This window comes from Geodermatophilus sp. SYSU D01119, from assembly GCF_054049975.1.
This window is the reverse complement of record NZ_JBJGYL010000027.1, coordinates 12,569-25,288: the sequence shown is the minus strand read 5'-3', so window position 1 is coordinate 25,288 and position 12,720 is coordinate 12,569. Positions and strand designations below refer to the sequence as shown.

Genomic DNA, 12,720 nt, shown 5'->3' with positions numbered 1-12,720 from the left:
CCGGACGCTACCGCCGGTGCCCCCGGGCCGCCCTCCCCGCGCCTCCGGCGTGACCTGCGCCGCGCGCCCGCGGCACCCCCGCGGAGGGCCCGTCGGGGTGGCGCCGGGCCCGTAGGATCGGCACCGACACGGAGGAGTGCCTGTGAACGACCTCATCGACACCACGGAGATGTACCTCCGCACGATCTTCGAGCTGGAGGAGGAGGGGATCGTCCCGCTGCGGGCCCGCATCGCCGAGCGCCTCCACCAGAGCGGCCCCACGGTCAGCCAGACGGTCGCGCGCATGGAGCGCGACGGGCTGCTCACCGTCGAGGGCGACCGCCACCTGCAGCTCTCGGAGACCGGGCGGGCGCTGGCCACCGCGGTCATGCGCAAGCACCGGCTGGCCGAGTGCCTGCTCGTCGACGTCATCGGCCTGGACTACGCCGACGTCCACGAGGAGGCCTGCCGCTGGGAGCACGTCATGAGCGAGGCGGTGGAGCGCAAGCTGCTCACCCTGCTCGGCAACCCGACGGTCTCGCCGTTCGGCAACCCGATCCCCGGCCTCGACGCGCTGGGCGGGGAGACCTCCGCGGTGCTCGACGCCCTCACGCTGCTGTCCACCACGGCCACGGCCGACGGCCGCCGGGTGGTCATCCGGCGGATCAGCGAGCAGCTGCAGGAGGACGGCGAGCTGCTGCGCCGGCTGGCCGACCTCGGCGTGCGCCCCGGCGCCACGGTGGTCGCCCGCTCGGCGAACGGCACGATCACCGTCGACGACCACCCGCTGCCGCACGGCGTCGCGCAGCACCTGTTCGTCGCCGCGCTCGACGAGGACCTGACCCCGGCGGAGGCCGCGGTCCAGCTCTGAGGGCGGACCCCGCTGCCCCCCACGCCTCGCGGGCTCGGCACGGGCCCCTGCAGCGCGGCCGTTCCAGCACGTCACCGGCGCCCGGTCCCCCGCTCCGGCGGAGGGGCCGGGCGCTGCTCGTTACGGTGGGGCCGCGCGTCCGCCAGCGTCCGCGACCACCCCCGCGAGGAGCCCCGGTGAGCCAGCCCGAACCCCCGACCGACGTCCCCGTGGAGGCTGCGACCCCCTTCGAGCGGCTCGCCGACTTCGTGGCCCTCCCGCGGGTCGGCGGCCTGGCGCTGTCGGCCGACGGCACCCGGCTCGCGGTGTCGGTGCAGACCCTGGACCCGGAGCGGAAGAAGTGGCAGTCGGCGCTGTGGGAGGTCGACCCGGCCGGCGAGCGCGCGCCGAGGCGGCAGACGCGCAGCGCGCCCGGGGAGTCCGCGCCCGCGTTCGCCCCCGACGGCACGCTGCTGTTCGTCTCCGCGCGCCCCGACCCCTCCGCCGGCCCGGACGCCGGTGACCCGAAGCCGGCGCTGTGGGCGCTGCCGCCCGGCGGCGGGGAGGCCCGCCCGGTGGTCACCCGGCCCGCCGGCATCGGCGGGTTCGCCGTCGCGGCCGACAGCGGCGAGGTCGTCGTCGTGGCCGCCACCTCGCCCGGGGCCGCGGACGCGGAGGAGGACGAGGCCCGGCGCAAGGCCCGGCGCGACGCCGGGGTGTCGGCGATCCTCCACGACACCTACCCGGTGCGGTACTGGGACGCCGACCTCGGCCCCACCGCGCCGCACCTGTTCTGGGCCGGCGCCCTGCCGGCCGAGGGCGACGCCGGCGAGGCGCCCGCCCCGGTCGAGCTGCGCGACCTGACGCCCGACGCGGCCCCGCCGATCGGGGCCGGCGAGTCGGTGGCCCTCTCCCCCGACGGCACGCTCGCGCTGCGGCACGAGCAGGTGCCCGACGGCCCGGCCGGCCGGCGCACCCGGCTGGTGGCCGTGGAGACCGCCACCGGGGAGAGCCGGGTGCTGGTCGACGACCCGCTCGCCGACGTCCACTCCGGCGCCTTCTCCCCCGACGGCGCCACCGTGGTCTGCGTGCGCGAGTCGCTGACCACCTACGCCGAGCCGCCGGACTACACGCTGCTGCTCGTCGAGTCGGCCACCGGCCGGGCCCGCGAGCTCACCGAGGGCTTCGACCGGTGGCCCAGCGCCCCGCAGTTCTCCGCCGACGGGACCGCCGTCTACTTCCTCGCCGACGACGACGGCCGGCACGCGCTGTTCCGCGTCGGGGTCGACGGCGGTGCCCCGGTGCGGCTGACCACCGACGGTGCCTACAGCGACCTGCAGGTGGCCCGCGACGGCAGCGCCCTCTACGCCCTGCGCTCGGCCTACGACGAGCCGCCGGTGCCCGTGCGCCTGGACCCGGTGGCGACCGGGCAGCACCCCGACCCGCTGCCCGCGCCGGGCGCGGTCGGCCCGCTGCCGGGCACGCTGACCGAGGTGCGCACCACCGCCGCCGACGGGGCCGAGGTGCAGTCGTGGCTGGTGCTCCCGGAGGGCGCCTCCGCGGAGAGCCCGGCCCCGCTGCTGCTGTGGATCCACGGCGGCCCGCTGATGAGCTGGAACTCGTGGTCGTGGCGCTGGTGCCCGTGGGTGCTCGCCGCCCGCGGCTACGCCGTGCTGCTGCCCAACCCGGCGCTGTCGCAGGGCTTCGGGCAGGACTTCGTCCGCCGCGGCTGGGGCGAGTGGGGCGGCGCGCCCTACACCGACCTGATGGCCGCGGTGGACGCCGCGCTCGAGCGGCCCGACCTCGACGCCGACCGGACCGCGGCGATGGGCGGCTCCTTCGGCGGCTACATGGCCAACTGGGTGGCCACGCAGACCGACCGGTTCCGGGCGATCGTGACCCACGCCAGCCTGTGGGACCTCGACAGCTTCGTGGGCACCACCGACGCCGCCTACTACTGGGAGCGCGAGTGGGGCGACCCGCTGGCGACCCCGAAGCGGTACGAGCAGAACTCGCCGCACCGCTTCGCCGACGCGATCCGCACGCCGATGCTGGTCATCCACGGCGACAAGGACTACCGCGTGCCGATCGGCGAGGGGCTGCGCCTCTGGTACGACCTGCAGAAGCGCGGCGTGCCGTCGCGGTTCCTGTACTTCCCCGACGAGAACCACTGGGTGCTCACCCCCGGCAACGCGACGGTCTGGTACGAGACGGTGATCGCCTTCCTCGCCGAGCACGTCCTCGGCGAGGAGTGGCGGCGGCCCGAGCTGGTCTGACGGAGGACCACCCCTCTCCCCCGACCTCGCTCCGCTCGGCCCGGGTCCGTGAGGGGCGGCCGTTCCTGCACGTCACCGGGAAGCGGCGACCGTCCGGCTGATCAGCGCCCGCAGGTCGGCCGGGCGCACGCACGCCTCGAGCCCCTCGGCGAGGAGCTGGGGCAGCCGTGCCTCGGGGTCGGCGGCCAGCGCCCGCTCCAGCGCCACGTTGGCCATCGCGCCGTCGCCGCGCAGCCAGGCGCTGACCGCCAGCAGCGTGGCGGGGGCGCCGTCGAGCGGTACCGGCGCGCGGCGGGTGCACTCGGTCCACAGCACCTCGGCGGCCGCGGCGTCCTCGCCGAGCGCGAGGGCCAGCGCCCGGTCGCGGACGTCGGGGACGGTGAGCGCCCACAGCACGGCGGCCACCTGCCCGTCGGGCAGCCGGGTGCCGGCGGTGTCGGGCCCGGGCCGGCAGGCGGCGGCCGCCTCGGCGACGGCGGCGTCGCCCTCCGCGGCGACGGCGGCGACGCCGAGCGCGCGCAGGCGTGCGGCGTGCGTCCGCCCGGCACCGAGGCAGGCGTCGGCCATGGCCGCGGCGGCGGGGCCGTCGGGGGCGGCGATCCGGGCGGCCAGGGCGGCACGGTCGGCGGCGAGCACCGCGCCGCCGGCGACCGCGGCCGCCGCGAGCGGGCTGTCGCCGTCCGGCACAGGGGTGCCCGCGCCCGGCACGCAGCAGGGGTACGGGCAGTCGTAGTCCCACCACCGGCCGCCCCGGACGAGCAGCGCCTCGCGGACGGGCACGTCGCGCGCGTCGAGGGCGAGCACCACCTCGTGCACGACGTCGCGGTGCGGCAGCTCCGGCCACGCCTGGGGCGGGCCGTCGTCCACCCGGAGGACGGGCACCGCGCCCACGTCGGGGGCGTCGGAGACGACCGCGAGCAGCACCGCGGCGGGGTCGTCGGTGACCACCTTCGCGGCGAGCGCGCGGGCCAGGGACGCGGCCGCGTACGGGGGCGGGAGGTCGGCGCGCACGGTCAGGCCGACGCGGCTGCCGCCGGGCCCGCGGAGGCTGACCAGCACGAGCGACTCGGCTGGCCGGAAGCCCAGCAGGTGCGGCAGGGCCGCGGCGACCTCACCGGTGTCGCCGAGCCGGATGACGGGGATCGGGGGTTGGTCCACGCGGCCGACCCTGGGGCGCGGACGCGGCTCCAGCCGGTGCCTGCGCCCACCTGTGGACCGCCCGGCCCCCTGTGGACACGGCCCTCCTGCAGGGGTCCGCCGCGCGCGGAGCGCGTGGTGGGGGGCAGGAGGGTCCTCCCTCAGTCGAGGGCGTCGGCCTGCACCCGGAAGGCCTCCTCGAGCAGGCCGGCGAACCCGGCCGGGTCGAGGGGGTCCCCCGCGACGCTCGTGCTCACGAGCACCAGCGCCCGCTCGCCGTCCTGGGCCGCCCCGATCAGGGCCGGGACGGCGATCTGCTGCCCGTCGGGGCCCGCGACGGTCGTGGTCACGGAGAAGCCGGCGGCGCCGTCGCCGAGGTCGGGCACGTCGAGCGCGGCGTACTGCACGGAGACGGTGCCGATCTGCGGCGACGTCGCCTGGATCGACTCGCAGCCCGCGGGCGGACCCTGGAAGCCGGACAGCGCGTCCGCGGCCGGGCCCCCGGTCACCAGGGCCTCCACCGTGGTCGTCGTGCCGACGGTGGCGACCTGCGCGGCGACGTCGTCGTAGGCGTCGAAGGAGGGCTGGCTCCGCTGGAACGCCTCCGCGCACTCCGGCGGGGTCACCTCCAGCCCCTCGAGGGACCCCGCGGACAGCGCGGCGCCCTGCTCGAGCTCCTCCTGCCCGACCGGGACCACCTGCGCGCCCGGGCCGAACGCCTCGGCGGGCAGCAGCCCCGCGGCGAGGTCACCGCCGCCCGCGGAGGAGGGCTCCGGGGCCTCCGACGACGAGGACGGCGAGGAGCCCTCCCCCGGCGCCGGGGACGCGGTGCCCGCGACGTCCTGCCCGCCGCACCCGGCCAGCAGCAGGGCGGCGAGGGCGGCTCCGGCGAGGGCGGGACGACGGCGAGCGCGCATGGCCGGACGCTAACCGCGGCCCGGCGGACCCGCAGGTCAGCCGCCCGGACGGGTCACAGCTCGTACTGGACGGCGCTGCGGGCGGCGAGGAACGGGCGGACGTGCTCGGCGATGACCTCGAGGTGCACCGGGTCGGTCGCGTAGCGGCGGAAGGTCTCGGCGTCGGGGAAATCGGCGACCAGGATGGTCTGCGCGTTGCCCTCGACCAGGCCGGCGTCGGGCGCGACGGTGAAGGCCAGCGAGCCCGGCACCTGCTCGGGCAGCCGGCGCAGCGCGGCGACGGTCTGCGCGCGACGCTCGACGTCGGCGGCGTCGGACCAGGTGAAGTGCACGACGTGTCGGATCACGGGCCCCACCCTGTCAGGCGGGCGGACGGTACGGGGTCGGTAGTGTCCGGCGCATGGGACGACGGCTGCGGATCGCACTGCTGTCGTACCGGAGCAAGCCGCACAGCGGCGGCCAGGGCATCTACGTCCGGGCGCTGTCCCGGGAGCTCACCGCGCTCGGCCACGCCGTCGACGTGTGGAGCGGCCAGCCCTATCCCGAGCTCGACGACGGCGTCCCGCTGGTCCGGCTGCCGAGCCTCGACCTCTACCGCGAGCCCGACCCGTTCCGCACGCCGCGGCCCTCGGAGTTCCGGGACTGGATCGACGTCGCCGAGTTCGCCGCGATGTGCACCGCGGGCTTCCCCGAGCCGCTCACCTTCTCCCTGCGCGCCGCCCGCGCGCTGCTGCCCCGCGCCGCCGACTACGACGTCGTCCACGACAACCAGTCGCTCGGCTACGGGCTGCTGCGGTTGGTGCGCGCCGGCATCCCGACGGTCGCCACCGTGCACCACCCGGTGGCCATCGACCGGCAGCTCGACCTCGCCGCCGCCCCGACGCTGCGCCGCCGGCTCACGCTCACCCGCTGGTACGGGTTCACCGCGATGCAGGCCCGGGTCGCCCCGCGGCTGGACGCCGTCACCACCGTGTCGGAGAGCTCGCGCCGCGACATCGAGACGCACCTGCACGTCCCGGCCGCCGGCATCGAGGTGGTCCCGGTCGGCATCGACCCCGACGTGTTCACCCCGCCACCGCCCGGCCGGCCGCGCGAGACCGACTCGATCGTCGTCACCACCAGCGCCGACGTCCCGCTCAAGGGCCTGGTGCACCTGCTCGAGGCGGTCGCCAAGCTGCGCACCGAGCGGCCGGTGCGGTTGACCGTCGTCGGCACCGCCCGGCCCGGCGGGCCCGCCGAGACGGCGCTGGACCGGCTCGGGATCCGCGACGCCGTACGGTTCACCGGGCCGCTGCCCGAGGCCGACCTCGTCACGCTGCTGCAGACCGCCACCGTGGCCGCCATCCCGTCGCTGTACGAGGGCTTCTCGCTGCCGGCGGTCGAGGCGATGGCCTGCGGCACGCCGCTGGTGACCACCGACGCCGGCGCGCTGCCGGAGGTGGTCGGCACGCAGGCGGGCCTGCGGGTGCCGGCCGGTGACGTCGGCGAGCTGACGGCGGCGCTGCGGCTGGTGCTGGAGAAGCCGTCGCTGCAGGAGCAACTCGGCAGGGCCGGGCGCCGCCGCGTGCTGGCCACCTACACCTGGCGGCGGACCGCCGAGCGCACGGCCGACTGGTACGCGCGAGTGCTGGAGGAGAAGGGGCGCCCGTGCTGACCGTCGACTACGACCTGCTCGACCTCCGGCCGGGCATGACCGTGCTCGACCTCGGCTGCGGCGAGGGCCGGCACGCGTTCGAGGCCTACCGGCGCGGCGCGCGGGTGGTCGCCGTCGACTGGGGCGTGCCCGAGGTCGGGACGACGAAGGAGTGGCTCGGCGCGATCGCCGAGGCCGGCGAGGCCCCCGCCGGCGCGCACTACGAGGTGGTGCGCGGCGACCTCCTGCACCTGCCCTTCCCCGACGCCAGCGTCGACCGGGTCATCGCCTCGGAGGTGCTCGAGCACATCCCCGACGACGCCCGCGCGATGGCCGAGATCGCCCGCGTCCTCAAGCCCGGCGGCCGGGTGGCGGTCACCGTCCCGCGGTGGGGACCCGAGCGGGTCTGCTGGGCGCTGTCGGACGCCTACCACGCCAACGAGGGCGGTCACATCCGCATCTACCGCGGCGACGTGCTGCGGGCGCGGCTGTCGGTGGCGGGCCTCGTGCCCGGCGCCACGCACCACGCCCACGCGCTGCACGCGCCCTACTGGTGGCTCAAGTGCGCCGTCGGCGTCGACCGCGACGCCGCCGTCGTCCGTGCCTACCACCGGCTGCTGGTGTGGGACCTGACGGAGCGGCCGTGGCTGACCCGGACCGCCGAGCGGGTGCTCGACCCGCTGATCGGCAAGAGCCTCGTCGTCTACGCCGACCGGCCGGCCGCCGCGGCGGCGGAGGCCGTCCCGGAGCGGGAGAAGACCGCTGCCGCGGGCTGACCTGCCGGAGCTGCCGGGGGTCCTCGACGCGGCGGACGTCGCCCGCACGGTGGCGGCGATCGCCGCCGAGCAGGCCGCCGACGGCGCGCTGCCGTGGTTCCGCGGCGGCCAGCTCGACCCGTGGGACTCCGTCGAGGCGGCGATGGCGCTGCAGGTCGGCGGCGAGCACCGCCGCGCCGCGGCCGCCTACCGCTGGCTGGCCGCCCGGCAGCGGCCCGACGGCTCCTTCGCCGCCGAGTACCGCGCCGGCGCCGAGACGCAGCCCGGCGTCGAGAGCAACCACGCCGGCTACCTCGCCGTCGGGCTGTGGCACGGGTGGCTGTCCCGCCCGGACGAGGCGCTGGTCGCCGAGCTCTGGCCGGTCGTGCGCCGGGGCCTGGACCTCGTGGTGCGCATGCAGCTGGGGAGCGGCGCGGTCAGCTGGGCGCTGCGCCCCGACGGCACCCCCGACGACACCGCGCTGCTCACCGGCAACGCGAGCCTGTTCCAGGCGCTGCGCTGCGGCATCGCGCTGGCCGGGCTCGTCGGGGAGCCGCAGCCGGACTGGGAGCTGGCGGTCACCGACCTGGGCGCCGCCCTGCGCACCGACCCGGGCGCCTTCGCCGACCGCTCGCGCTGGTCGATGGACTGGTACTACCCGGTGCTCGCCGGCGCGGTCACCGGCGAGGCGGCCCGGACGCGCCTGGCCGCCGGCTGGGACCGCTTCGTCGTCCCGGGCCTCGGCGCCCGCTGCGTGGCCGACCGCCCGTGGGTGACCGGCGCGGAGACCTGCGAGCTCGCGCTCGCGCTGGTCGCGGCCGGCCAGCCGGAGGCCGCGCGCGAGCAGGTGGCCGCGATGCAGCACCTGCGCGACGACGACGGCTCGTACTGGACCGGGCTGGTCTACGCCGACGACGCTCGCTGGCCGGTGGAGCGCACCACCTGGACGGCGGCCGCGGTGGTGCTCGCCGTCGAGGCGCTGGCGGGCGGGACGCCGGCATCGACGCTGTTCGCCGACCCCGCCGCCCTGCCCGCGCCCGGTGCGGCGGAACCCACGGGTTCGGCCGCCCCGCTGCCGGGCAGGGGGCAACCGTGAGCCGCCCCTCCCCCGCCCCGGCGCCCGCCCGGCCCGCCGCCCCCGACGGCGTCACCGTCGTCGTCATGAGCCGCGACCGGCGCGAGGACCTGCTCGCCACGCTCCCCCGCCACGAGGCGCCGGTGGTGCTGGTCGACAACGGGTCCGGCGACGGGACCGTGGACGCCGTCCGCGCCGCGCTGCCGCAGGTGACGGTGCTGCCGCTGGGGGAGAACGCCGGCGCGCGGGCCCGCACGATCGGCGCCGGGTACGCGGGCACCGAGTTCGTGGCCTTCGCCGACGACGACTCCTGGTGGGCGCCCGGCGACCTCGCCCGCGCCGCGGAGGTCATGCGCGCGCACCCGCGGCTGGCGGTGCTCAACGCGCGGGTGCTGGTCGGCCCCGAGGAGCGGCTCGACCCGCTGTGCCCGGAGCTCGCGGCCAGCCCCCTCGGCACCCCCGCGCACCTGCCCGGACCCCGGCTGCTCGGCTTCATCGCGTGCGCCGCGATGGTGCGCACCGAGGCGTTCCTCGCCGCCGGCGGGTTCGACCCGGTGGTGCGCTTCCCCGGCGAGGAGGAGCGGCTCTCCCTCGACCTGGCCGCCGCCGGCTGGGACATCGCCTACGTCGACTCGGTGACCGTGCACCACCACCCCTCGGTGCGCCGGCACGACCCGGCCGCCCGGCGGACGGCGGTCTGGCGGTCGAAGGTGCTCACCGCGGTGATGCGGCTGCCGCTGCGCGAGGTCGCCGCCACGGTGGCGGCCGCCGTCCGCGCCGGGGCGCCCGAGCGGCGGGGGCTGTGGCGGGCGCTGCCCGACCTGCCCGCGGCGCTGCGCCGCCGTCGCCGGCTGCCGGCGTCCGTGCTCGCCGACCGGCGGGTGCTCGCCGGGGAGTCCCGCCGGTGACCGCCACGGAGGCCCGGACCGACGAGGCAGGCACCGCGCCGGACCCGCGGGTCGCCGTCGTCGTCATCACCCACGAGCGGCGCGACGAGGTGCTGCTCGCGCTGTCGCGGCTGCTGGCGCTGCCCGAGCGGCCGCACGTCGTGCTGGTCGACAACGGCTCCACCGACGGCACCGCCGAGGCGGTGCGCGAGCGCTTCCCGGGCGTGGAGCTGGTGGCCAGCCCGGAGAACCTCGGCGCGATCGGCCGCAACGTGGGCATCGCCCGGCTGGACACCCCCTACGTCGCCTTCTGCGACGACGACACGTGGTGGGACCCGGGCTCGCTGCGGACGGCGGCCGACGTGCTCGACGCCCACCCGCGGCTGGCCGTCGTGACCGCGCGCATCCTCGTGGAGCCCGGCGGCCGGGAGGACCCGATCGTGCCGGAGCTGCGCGACTCCCCCGTGCGCGGCGCCGACTGGCTGCCCGGGCCGGCGCTGGGGTCGTTCCTGGCCGGCGCGAGCGTCGTCCGCCGGGAGGCGTTCCTCGAGGTCGGCGGGTTCAGCGAGCGGCTGTGGCTGGGCGGCGAGGAGGAGCTGATGGCCGGCGACCTCGCCGCCGCCGGCTGGGAGCTGTGCTACCTACCGGCGCTGACCGTGCACCACCAGGCGTCGAGGGCCCGCGACTCGCACCGGCGCCGCCGCGACGGCATCCGCAACACCCTCTGGACGACGTGGCTGCGCCGCCCGCTGCGCCCGGCCCTGCGCCGCACGCTGCACCTGCTCCGCACGCTGCCGAGGGACTGGGTGACCGCGCAGGGGCTGTGGAACGCCGCCCGCGGGATCCCGTGGGTGCTGCGCGAGCGGCGGGTCCTCCCCGCCCACGCCGAGGCCCGCTTCGCCGCGCTCGACGCCGTGCAGCGCCGCTCGACCGCCCGCCGCTACGTCAGCTGAGGACCCGCCGTGACGCCGCCGGACCACCGCACCGAGCCGCCGCTCGTCGCCGACGAGGCGGCCACCCTGCTGGGTTTCCTCGACTTCCACCGGCAGACGCTGGAGTGGAAGTGCGCGGACCTGAAGCCGTGGCAGCTGGCCACCCGGGCGGTGCCGACGTCGGAGCTCACCCTGCTCGGGATGGTCCGGCACCTGGCGGCGGTCGAGGTGGGCTGGCTCGTCGGCTTCGGTGGCCTGCCGTCCGACCTGTGGCCGGACGTCGTCCGCGACCGCGACGAGCAGTTCCGGGTGGACCCGGACACCGTCACCGCGACCGACGTCGAGGCGGCATGGAGGACCTGGCGCGCGGTCGCGGACACGGTGCGGTCGGTGGCGGAACGGCTGCCGCTGGACACCGCGGACCGGCCGTGGGGCCGCGACGACGCCTGCTCGCTGCGGTGGATCCTCGTGCACCTGGTCGAGGAGTACGCCCGGCACAACGGCCACGCCGACCTGATCCGCGAGGCCCTGGACGGCGTCACCGGCGAGTGAGTCCCCGCCGTCCGTCGAGATGCGGGCGGTGGTCGTCAGCAGGGCGGGGATGACGGCCACCGGGCGCACCTCGGGGCGGGCCGCCCGCCCGCCGGACCAGGCCAATCCCGCCGATTGGCCCGCAGGGACCGGGCCACCCGCGCGGCAGGGTGGACGGCGTGTTGCAACCCCGTCCGGTCCGCCTGCCCCCGCGCCTGCCGCGCCGCCTCGTCCAGCTCTACGCCGGCCTCGCCCTCTACGGCGCCTCGATGGCCCTGCTGGTGCGGTCCTCGCTCGGGGTCACGCCGTGGGACGTGCTGCACCAGGGCCTCGCGCACCGGCTGGGCTGGTCGCTCGGGCTGGTCACCGTCGTCGTGGGCGCGCTGGTGCTGCTCGCCTGGGTCCCGCTGCGCGAGCGGCCGGGCCTCGGCACGGTGAGCAACGTCGTCGTCATCGGGATCGCCGTCGACGGCACGCTCGCCGTGCTGCCCGCGCCGTCGCACCTGGCCGTGCAGGTCGCGTTCGCGGCGTCGGGCATCGTGCTCAACGCCGTCGCCACGGCCGCCTACGTCGGCGTGCACCTCGGGCCCGGCCCGCGCGACGGGCTGATGACCGGGCTGGTGCGGCGCACCGGCGGCTCGGTGCGGGTGGTGCGCACCGCGATCGAGGTCTGCGTCGTGGCCACCGGCTGGCTGCTCGGAGGCACCCTCGGCGTCGCGACCGTCGCCTACGCCCTGCTCATCGGCCCGCTGGCCCAGGTGCTGCTGCCGCGCCTGTCGGTGCGGCTCCCGGAGCGGGCGGCGGTCACCGCGCGCAGCTGATGCAGGTGCGCGCGGTCGGCCGGGCGGCCAGCCGCTCGGGCGCGATCGGCGTGCCGCAGGTCTCGCACCGGCCGTAGGTGCCGGCCTCGACGGCGGTGACGGCGGCGTCGACGTCGGCCAGCCGGCGGCGCGCCTGCTCGAGCAGCGCCGCCACCTGCTGGCGCTCGAAGGCGATCGTGGCGCCCTCGGGGTCGTGCTCGTCGTCGGCGTTGGACGCCTGCGACGCGGCGACGATCTCGTCGAACTGGCGGGTGAGGGCCTCGATCTGCGCCTGCGCGGCCGCGCGCTCGGCGCCCAGGGCGTCAGCGCTCACGGCGCAGCACCCGCAGCGACCCGGTGCCCGGCAGCTCGGTGAAGTCCCCGGAGGCGAGCACCCGCGTGTAGACGCCGAACGGGGCCTGGCCGCCGTCGGCGGGGTCGGGGAAGACGTCGTGGATGGCCAGCGTGCCGCCGACGGCGAGCTTGGCGACCCACGCGTCCTGGTCGCGGCGCGCGGACTCCTCGGTGTGGCTGCCGTCGAGGAACAGCAGCGCGAGCGGCGTCGTCCACAGCGGGGCGAGCACCTCCGAGCGCGCGACGACGGCGACGACGACGTCCTCGGCGCCGGCGTCGGCGATCGTGCGGCGGAACCGCGGGAGCGTGTCGATCCGGCCGACGGCGGGGTCGACCAGCGACGGGTCGTGGTACTCCCAGCCGGGCTGGTGCTCCTCGGAGCCGCGGTGGTGGTCGACGGTGACCACCTGCCGGCCGGTCTCGCGCGCGGCCGCGGCGAGGTACAGCGCCGACTTGCCCATCCACGAGCCGATCTCCAGCAGCGGCCCCGGCACCGCGACCGACCGCGCCGCCTCGTAGAGGGCGCGGCCCTCGTCGTCGGGCATGAACCCCGGGGCGGTCCGGGCGGCCCCCAGCAAGGAACTGGAACGGCCC

General features: G+C 77.5%; 14 protein-coding genes. 9 read left to right on the top strand and 5 right to left on the bottom strand.

The features are described from left to right. The first annotated feature begins 142 nt into the window (after positions 1-142). Complete coding sequence (locus ACI79X_RS18660) at positions 143-850, top strand: metal-dependent transcriptional regulator (RefSeq protein WP_457026915.1); 708 nt, start codon at positions 143-145, stop codon at positions 848-850. Between the two features lie 176 nt (positions 851-1,026). Continuing rightward, the gene (locus tag ACI79X_RS18655; protein ID WP_457026914.1) at positions 1,027-3,105 is read left to right on the top strand and encodes a S9 family peptidase; all 2,079 of its coding nucleotides are present in this window, start codon (positions 1,027-1,029) and stop codon (positions 3,103-3,105) included. Positions 3,106-3,177: 72 nt separating this feature from the next. Here ACI79X_RS18655 and ACI79X_RS18650 read toward each other — a convergent pair whose 3' ends face one another. From ACI79X_RS18650 to ACI79X_RS18640, 3 genes are all read right to left on the bottom strand, one after another. Further along, on the bottom strand, positions 3,178-4,263 hold the full coding sequence (locus ACI79X_RS18650) for a DUF4192 domain-containing protein (protein WP_457026913.1): 1,086 nt from the start codon (positions 4,261-4,263) through the stop codon (positions 3,178-3,180). Positions 4,264-4,403: 140 nt separating this feature from the next. Further along, positions 4,404-5,159: a hypothetical protein gene (locus ACI79X_RS18645; RefSeq protein WP_457026912.1), complete on the bottom strand. Its 756-nt coding sequence runs from the start codon at positions 5,157-5,159 to the stop codon at positions 4,404-4,406. 53 nt (positions 5,160-5,212) lie between these two features. Continuing rightward, positions 5,213-5,506, bottom strand: a complete 294-nt coding sequence (locus ACI79X_RS18640; protein WP_457026911.1) for a Dabb family protein — start codon at positions 5,504-5,506, stop codon at positions 5,213-5,215. Positions 5,507-5,559: 53 nt separating this feature from the next. On the opposite strand from ACI79X_RS18640, the gene ACI79X_RS18635 reads away from it, so the two are divergent. The 7 genes from ACI79X_RS18635 (at position 5,560) to yczE (ending at position 11,793) form a co-directional block, all read left to right on the top strand. Continuing rightward, on the top strand, positions 5,560-6,813 hold the full coding sequence (locus tag ACI79X_RS18635; protein ID WP_457026910.1) for a glycosyltransferase family 4 protein: 1,254 nt from the start codon (positions 5,560-5,562) through the stop codon (positions 6,811-6,813). Further along, positions 6,807-7,568 carry a class I SAM-dependent methyltransferase gene (locus ACI79X_RS18630; protein WP_457026909.1) on the top strand — a complete coding sequence of 254 codons (762 nt, stop codon included), beginning with the start codon at positions 6,807-6,809 and terminating at the stop codon, positions 7,566-7,568. Before ACI79X_RS18635 ends, ACI79X_RS18630 begins: the two co-directional genes overlap by 7 nt. A gap of 49 nt (positions 7,569-7,617) precedes the next feature. Beyond that, positions 7,618-8,643, top strand: a complete 1,026-nt coding sequence (locus tag ACI79X_RS18625; RefSeq protein WP_457026908.1) for a prenyltransferase — start codon at positions 7,618-7,620, stop codon at positions 8,641-8,643. Further along, entirely contained in the window at positions 8,640-9,530 is an 891-nt protein-coding gene (locus tag ACI79X_RS18620; RefSeq protein ID WP_457026907.1) for a glycosyltransferase, read from the top strand. Before ACI79X_RS18625 ends, ACI79X_RS18620 begins: the two co-directional genes overlap by 4 nt. Continuing rightward, entirely contained in the window at positions 9,527-10,462 is a 936-nt protein-coding gene (locus tag ACI79X_RS18615) for a glycosyltransferase family 2 protein (protein ID WP_457026906.1), read from the top strand. The genes ACI79X_RS18620 and ACI79X_RS18615 overlap by 4 nt, the downstream gene beginning before the upstream one ends. A 9-nt stretch (positions 10,463-10,471) precedes the next feature. Beyond that, on the top strand, positions 10,472-10,993 hold the full coding sequence (locus ACI79X_RS18610) for a DinB family protein (RefSeq protein WP_457026905.1): 522 nt from the start codon (positions 10,472-10,474) through the stop codon (positions 10,991-10,993). Between the two features lie 158 nt (positions 10,994-11,151). Continuing rightward, positions 11,152-11,793, top strand: a complete 642-nt coding sequence (gene yczE, locus ACI79X_RS18605; protein WP_457026904.1) for a membrane protein YczE — start codon at positions 11,152-11,154, stop codon at positions 11,791-11,793. Here yczE and ACI79X_RS18600 read toward each other — a convergent pair. After that, positions 11,777-12,106, bottom strand: a complete 330-nt coding sequence (locus ACI79X_RS18600; protein ID WP_457026903.1) for a TraR/DksA family transcriptional regulator — start codon at positions 12,104-12,106, stop codon at positions 11,777-11,779. The two genes, yczE and ACI79X_RS18600, sit on opposite strands and share 17 nt — an antisense overlap. After that, entirely contained in the window at positions 12,096-12,671 is a 576-nt protein-coding gene (locus ACI79X_RS18595) for a class I SAM-dependent methyltransferase (RefSeq protein WP_457026902.1), read from the bottom strand. The genes ACI79X_RS18600 and ACI79X_RS18595 overlap by 11 nt, the downstream gene beginning before the upstream one ends. Positions 12,672-12,720: the final 49 nt, after the last annotated feature.

What these genes read in the sequence shown, in the direction of transcription:
- ACI79X_RS18645 (WP_457026912.1), bottom strand. Translation starts at nt 5,159, where the DNA reads ATGCGCGCTCGCCGTCGTCCCGCCCTCGCCGGAGCCGCCCTCGCCGCC.
- ACI79X_RS18635 (WP_457026910.1), top strand. Translation starts at nt 5,560, where the DNA reads ATGGGACGACGGCTGCGGATCGCACTGCTGTCGTACCGGAGCAAGCCG.
- ACI79X_RS18595 (WP_457026902.1), bottom strand. Translation starts at nt 12,671, where the DNA reads ATGCCCGACGACGAGGGCCGCGCCCTCTACGAGGCGGCGCGGTCGGTC.